Source organism: Falsiroseomonas oryziterrae (genome assembly GCF_021864505.1).
Taxonomy (GTDB): domain Bacteria; phylum Pseudomonadota; class Alphaproteobacteria; order Acetobacterales; family Acetobacteraceae; genus Falsiroseomonas; species Falsiroseomonas oryziterrae.
The window spans coordinates 1-5,910 of record NZ_JAKJIB010000271.1 but is presented as its reverse complement, the minus strand read 5'-3'; the positions used below and the strand labels follow the sequence as shown (position 1 = coordinate 5,910).

Genomic DNA, 5,910 nt, shown 5'->3' with positions numbered 1-5,910 from the left:
CCCAGAGCGTCACGCTGCCCGCGAGGGAGCCGGCGGCGAGCGTCGCGCCGTCGGGCGTCGCAGCCAGCGCGACGACGGGCCGCGCGCCGACCTGCACCTCCCGCACGCCGCCATCGGGCGCGACCAGGCGCAGCATGCCGTCCACGCCGCCGGCCGCGAGGGTGCCGTCCGGCAGCGCGGCCAGCGTGTTCACCGGGAAGCCGAACTCGGCGAGCGTCTTGGGCCCGTCCGCCTCGGGCCAGAGGCGGATCGTGCCGTCGAAGCCGGCGGTCGCGACGATCCCGTCGGGGCGGAAGGCGACGCCGTTGACGTTGCCGCGATGGCCCTCGAGCACGCGCGCCTCGCCGGTCGCGAGCGTCCAGAGCCGCGCCGTGCCGTCCCAGGCGGCGGAGGCCAGGTGGCGGCCGTCGGGCGAGAGGGCGAGGGCGGCGACCGGCTCGCTGTGGCCTTCCAGCACGCGGGCGGGCTGCGAGCCTGGTCGGGCGGGCCAGAGCGCGATGCGGCCATCCTCGCCGGCCGAGGCGAAGCCACCCTCGGGCAATGGCGCGAGCGCATTCACCGCGCCGGCATGCCAGCGCACCACGGCCCGCGCGCGGCCGGTCGCAGGGTCCCAGACGATCATGGACTGGTCGAAGCCTGCCGAAGCCAGCGCCTCGCCCGAGACGGCCAGCGCGCGCACCGGGCCGCCATGCACGGCTTCCGGGGCCTGCGCGGCGGCAGGGGCGACGAGAAGCGTGGTGAGAAGGACGAGTGGGCGAATCATGGCGCGCACCTTGCCGCATCGCGGCCACCGATCAACCGCTGCGGATCGGAAGATTCCGCTTGCCCGGCGCAACCGGAATGATTACGGCCAGTCCATCAAACGGACATGTCCGGCCGCGCGGCCGGTGTCCGTGAGAGGGAGATCCAGGAATGAATGGCACCCGTGCCGGCGCCCCGAGCGCCGTCGAAACGATCCTGCTCGCCGGCGGCGCCGCGCTGGTCGTGGCGGCCTACACCATGCCGGCGGTGGTGTTCCGCGGCCGCGGCGACGCGGTCCATGACCTCTCGATCGTCGAGAAGCTGCCGGTGATGGCGGCCGTCGCGGTCATCGGCCTGATCGCCGCGCTGGCGACGCGCTTCGTCGGCTCGCTGCGGAAATGGGCGGAGCACGCGACGGTGGCCGCCATCATCCTCGCCCTGCTGCCGGCGATCTGGGGCTTCGTGAACGCGATCGACGTCTGGAGCGGCATCCGCGCGACGATCCTGCAGATGGCGGGCACGCGCACGGTGAAGATCGATCCCGGCCTGGCCTATGCGGTGCTGGTCGCCGGCGTCACGTCGCTGGGCTTCTCGCTGCGCGTCCGGACGCAGGAGGCGGCCGAGGCCGAGCCTGAGCCCGAGCCCGAGCTCCGCGAGCAGGCAGCCTGACTTCCGCATCCCGCCCGCCCCTCGCTACGCTGGACGGCGTGGCGAGGAGACGGCGATGGCGGGACATGACGACGAGGTGGCCTGGGCGCGGCTGACGGCGGCCGAGATCCAGGCCCGCGCGAACCCGGCGACGGTGGTGGTGATCCCCGTCGCCTCGGTCGAGCAGCACGGGCCGCACCTCGCCACCGGCGTGGACATGTGGCTCGCCTCGGCGATCGCCGAACGCAGCGCGCGCAAGCTGCAGGCCGCCGGCACACCCGCGCTGGTCACGCCCTGCCTCTGGTCGGGGCTCGCCGAGCACCACATGGCCTTCGGCGGGACCATCACGCTGGACGAGGCGGGTTTCGCCGCAATGGTGGGCGGCGTCGCGCGGTCGGTCGCGCGGCACGGCTTCCGGCGCATCGCGCTGCTGAACGGCCATGGCGGCAACATCGAGGCGATCCAGACGCTCGCCATCGTGCTGACGCGCGAGATCGGCGTGCCGGTGGTGGGCGTGACCTATTGGCTGGCCAGTGCCGACAGCTTCGGCGCGATCCTCGAGGCGCAGCCCAACGTGATGCATGCCTGCGAGGCCGAGACATCCATGGTGATGGCGGTGCAGCCCGACGGCGTACGCGCGGAGGCGATCGCGCGTGCCGTGCCGAAGCGCTTCGCCCCGCCCGCGCCGCCGGGCTTCAAGCGGCATCGCCCCTTCGCCGAGATGACCGACACCGGCGTCCTCGGCGACCCGCGCCCCGCGAGTGCGGAGAAGGGCGAGCGGCTACTCGAAGCGGCCTCCGCGCGGCTGGCCGACGAACTCGCCCGGCCAGAACTCTGGCAGTGAACGACAGCGACACCTTCCGCTACAGGACGATGTCGCCAGGCTGAAGCCGGTTCGCCGTCAGTCCGGCGAACAGCACGCCGTCGCCGCCCCCGAGATCGAGGCGAAGCCCGTTCGCCGTGTCGGCGAGGCGGGCAGAGATCATGTCGCGCGTCAGCCCGAAACCGGTGAGCACGAGGCGGTCCAGGCCGGGCGTGAAATCCTCGATGCAGTCGAAGCCGTCGCCGCGGCGCAGGATGAAGCTGTCGGCGCCGTTGCCGCCGAGCAGCGTGTCGTCGCCGCCGCGGCCTTCGACGACGTCGGCGCCGCCGCCGCCCTCGAGCCGGTCGGCCGCGGCGCCGCCGATCAGCAGGTTCGCGCCGTCGTTCCCGATGCCGATCCGGCCGGCCGCCGCCAGGCGCAGGATCTCAACGAAGAGCGGCAGCACGAAAGGCATGGGAGTCTCGACCACGACCGTGTCGATGTCGCGCCCCGGTCCCTCGATCGCGCGATCGCCAGGGTTGTCCACGAAGAAGATGTCGCCCCCCGGCCCGCCCACCATGGTGTCCGCCCCAGGCCCGCCGATGAGGACGTCGGAGCCCTCGCGCCCGTCGAGCCAGTCGTCGCCTGCCCCGCCCTCCAACCGGTTCGCGGCGCGATTGCCGGCGAGCGTGTCTGGTCCGGCGCCGCCGATCGCGTTCTCGATCAGGGAGGCGGGGTTGTCGCCGTGCAGCAGAGCATTGAAGACGTTGCCGCGCGCGGTGGTCCCGTCGCGCGTGTCGAGCACGGCGAGCTGCGCGCGCGACAGGACGGAGAATGCGCCCGGTGCGAGATCCACGTTCACGCCGTTCGCATAGACCGAGAGGTCGTAGGTGTCGTTGCCGCCGCCGTCCCAGATCGTCAGGAAGACGCGGTTCGCAGCGCCGTCGCCCGGCCGCCCCTGCCCGATCCCGTCCACGAAGGTCTCGCCGGTCGCGGGATCCCAGCGGTAGCGCGTGTCGCCGGCGCGATAGGTGTAGTCGGCGCCGTAGAGGGACTGCAGGGCCGCGATGTCGAGCATCATCCAGCCCTGCGGATAGTCGAAGGCGCCGTTCGTGTAGCCGAGGTTGGTCGGCGCGCCGGTCTTCGAACGGTAGGACATCACCGTGAAGTCCAGACTGTCCCATTCGAGCGGCATCGGCCCGAAGCCGTTCCAGGTCTCGTGCGGGTGCTTGAGGCCGAGCGCGTGGCCGAGTTCGTGGATCGCGACGGCGAACTGATAGGTGCCGAGGCGCGGCGTGTCGAAGCCGAGGCGGCTGCCGAACCACACGTCGCCGCCCTCGCGCCCGTTCGGGTAGTAGGCCCAGGCGGTGGAGGGCGCGGAGGAGCGCGCGATGCGGATGTCGGCCCAGCGATCCTCGGCGGCCTCCATCAGCGCCAGGTTGGTGAAGCCGAGCACCGACGGGCCCGGACTGCCGGGACCGGTCGTGACGCTCGCGACGTCGCCGAGAAGGATCTTGCGGATGGCGTCGCGCATCGCGGGGCCGATCTGGGCGAAGCCGCGCGTCGGCTCCCCCGCGCCGTAGAAGGCCTCGTAATCCGAGGGGCTGTCGGGGAAGGAAAAGGAGACCGGGTCGTTGTCGGCCCAGGCGAAGCCGGAGAGGAGGCCGTCGATCCGCGCATCGCCCGTGGAGCCCAGTTGCAGCCGCGGCGCGGTGGGCTGCGGGGCAGTGGCGGTGAACCCGCTCGTCGCGAGGAGGGCGTCGTCGCCGAGGCCGTCGGCCCCGGATCGGTTGGCCAGGCAGAGCCAGCACATGGGCGCATCGCAGGATGCCGGCGGGTGCGGCCGACCCTCCTGGCCTGGCCGACGCCGCTTCCTGCGGGACGCGGGGCGCGCCGGCGCGCCCCGCGCGGCGGAACATGATGGCGCTGGATGAAGGGCGGATGAACGGGAAGGGGACGGTTGAACCGGCGCGCCGGCCGGGCTAACCGGGGCCGGGCTGGGGCGTCGCCAAGCGGTAAGGCAGCGGTTTTTGGTACCGCCATTCCCAGGTTCGAATCCTGGCGCCCCAACCAGCCAGTCACCGTATCGCAGACGCGTGCCGGACCGGTGCCCCCTGACCGGCGAAAGGCCCGCATTCTGGGCCAGACACGCTGGGGCATTCCGCTGTCCGTACCGGGGAGACGCCGGCCCATCGGCCTCAGCCGAGGCAGGGGGGGAGTACCTTGGCAAGTGGCGCAAGAACAGACGCCGCCGGAGATCCGCGATCCGCCCCTGGCGCGCAGGTGCCGGCAGGAGCCAGGATGGAGAACGGGGCGACGTGCCGCACGACATGGACGTGCCTGGCGTCCATGACGGGAGGACAGGTGTGCAACTCGCGGGCAAGACAGTCCTGGTGACCGGCGCCTCGAAGGGGATCGGGGCCGCGATAGCGCACAAGCTGGGCGCCGACGGGGCGACCGTGATCGCCCACTGCAACAGCGATGTGGCAGGCGCCCGCGCGGCCCTTGCGGACCTGCCGCCTGAGCGCGGCCACGTCCTGACGGCCGACCAGGGCGATCCCTCCGCTATGGACCGCCTCTGGGAACAGGCGCTCGACCTCGCGCCACGCATCGATTGCGTGGTGCTCAACGCCGCCATCTTTCTCGGCGGGGGAGGTATCGAGGACAGCATGGAGGCGTGGGAGCGCGCCTGGGAGACGCAGTGGCGCGTCAACGTCGCGTCGCCGACACGGCTGATGAAGCATGCGGTGAATCACTTCGTCGCCCGCGGCGGCGGCGTGCTGGTCACCATGTCGTCCTGGACCGCCCAGCGCGGCGCCGGCAGCCAGGCAACGATCGCCTATGCGGCGACCAAGGCCGCAGTCAAGGCCGCGGCGCAAACCGTCGCGCGGCACTACGCCAAGTCCGGCGTGCTGTCCTACGTCGTGGCACCCGGCGTGGTGAGGACGCAGATGAGCGTGGATGCGGCCGCGATCGCCGGCGGCGAGGACAAGGTCACCGCAGGGCTCGCCATGGGCGAGTGGGTGCCTCCGGCCGAGCTTGCAGACCTCGTCGCCTTCCTCGCCACGGGGCGCGTGCGGCACATGACCGGCGCCACGATCGACGTGAACGGCGCGAGCCACATCCGATGAGCGGGCTGCTCGCCGGCCGCGTCGCCGCGGTCACCGGCGGCGCACGCGGCCTGGGTGCCGCCATCGCCCGGCGCTTCCGTGCCGAGGGCGCGACGGTCGCGACGCTCGACCTCAGCGGCGGCGACATCGCCTGCGACGTGACGGAGGAGGCGCAGGTGGCAGCCGCCTTCGGCGCGCTCGCCGCCCGGCATGGCCGGCTCGACGTGCTGGTGGCCAATGCGGGGCTGGTGCCGCCCTGGCGGGAGCTGACCGCGCTCGACATGGCGGAGTGGGACCGTGTCTTCGCGGTCAATGTCCGCGGCGTCGCGCTCTGCCTCAAGCACGCCGTTCCGCTGATGCCGGCGGGCGGCGCTGTCGTCGCGATGGGCTCGATCATGTCGGAGAGCGGCGCGCCGCGGCAGGCGCTCTACAACGCCAGCAAGCACGCGGTGCTCGGGATCGTGCGGGTCGCCGCGCAGGAGCTCGGCCCGCGGGGCATCCGCATCAATGCGCTCGGGCCCGGACCGGTCGCGACGGAGGCGCTGCGCGGCCGCGTCGCGACGCGCGCCGCGAGCGGCCTCGGCCCCTCCCCCTCCGCCGCGCTGGCGG

The 5,910-nt window shown here is 72.9% G+C and carries 6 protein-coding genes and 1 tRNA gene; 5 read left to right on the top strand and 2 right to left on the bottom strand.

The genetic code is table 11. The features are described 5' to 3' along the window. The coding region (locus tag L2I40_RS17830; protein ID WP_237216541.1) for a WD40 repeat domain-containing protein at positions 1-763 on the bottom strand (763 nt) is incomplete at its 3' end. A gap of 149 nt (positions 764-912) precedes the next feature. Between L2I40_RS17830 and L2I40_RS17825 the strand changes: the two genes are divergently transcribed. Continuing rightward, the gene (locus L2I40_RS17825) at positions 913-1,410 is read left to right on the top strand and encodes a hypothetical protein (protein ID WP_237216540.1); all 498 of its coding nucleotides are present in this window, start codon (positions 913-915) and stop codon (positions 1,408-1,410) included. Between the two features lie 55 nt (positions 1,411-1,465). Further along, positions 1,466-2,233 carry a creatininase family protein gene (locus L2I40_RS17820; protein ID WP_237216539.1) on the top strand — a complete coding sequence of 256 codons (768 nt, stop codon included), beginning with the start codon at positions 1,466-1,468 and terminating at the stop codon, positions 2,231-2,233. Between the two features lie 19 nt (positions 2,234-2,252). Here L2I40_RS17820 and L2I40_RS17815 read toward each other — a convergent pair whose 3' ends face one another. Then, entirely contained in the window at positions 2,253-4,004 is a 1,752-nt protein-coding gene (locus tag L2I40_RS17815; RefSeq protein ID WP_237216538.1) for a M10 family metallopeptidase C-terminal domain-containing protein, read from the bottom strand. Positions 4,005-4,189: 185 nt separating this feature from the next. On the opposite strand from L2I40_RS17815, the gene L2I40_RS17810 reads away from it, so the two are divergent. The 3 genes from L2I40_RS17810 to L2I40_RS17800 form a co-directional block, all read left to right on the top strand. Continuing rightward, positions 4,190-4,264, top strand: a tRNA-Gln gene (locus L2I40_RS17810). A gap of 245 nt (positions 4,265-4,509) precedes the next feature. Then, the gene (locus L2I40_RS17805; protein WP_237216537.1) at positions 4,510-5,322 is read left to right on the top strand and encodes an SDR family NAD(P)-dependent oxidoreductase; all 813 of its coding nucleotides are present in this window, start codon (positions 4,510-4,512) and stop codon (positions 5,320-5,322) included. Next, a partial coding sequence (locus L2I40_RS17800; RefSeq protein ID WP_237216536.1) for an SDR family NAD(P)-dependent oxidoreductase occupies positions 5,319-5,910 on the top strand: 592 nt, incomplete at its 3' end. The genes L2I40_RS17805 and L2I40_RS17800, both read left to right, overlap by 4 nt.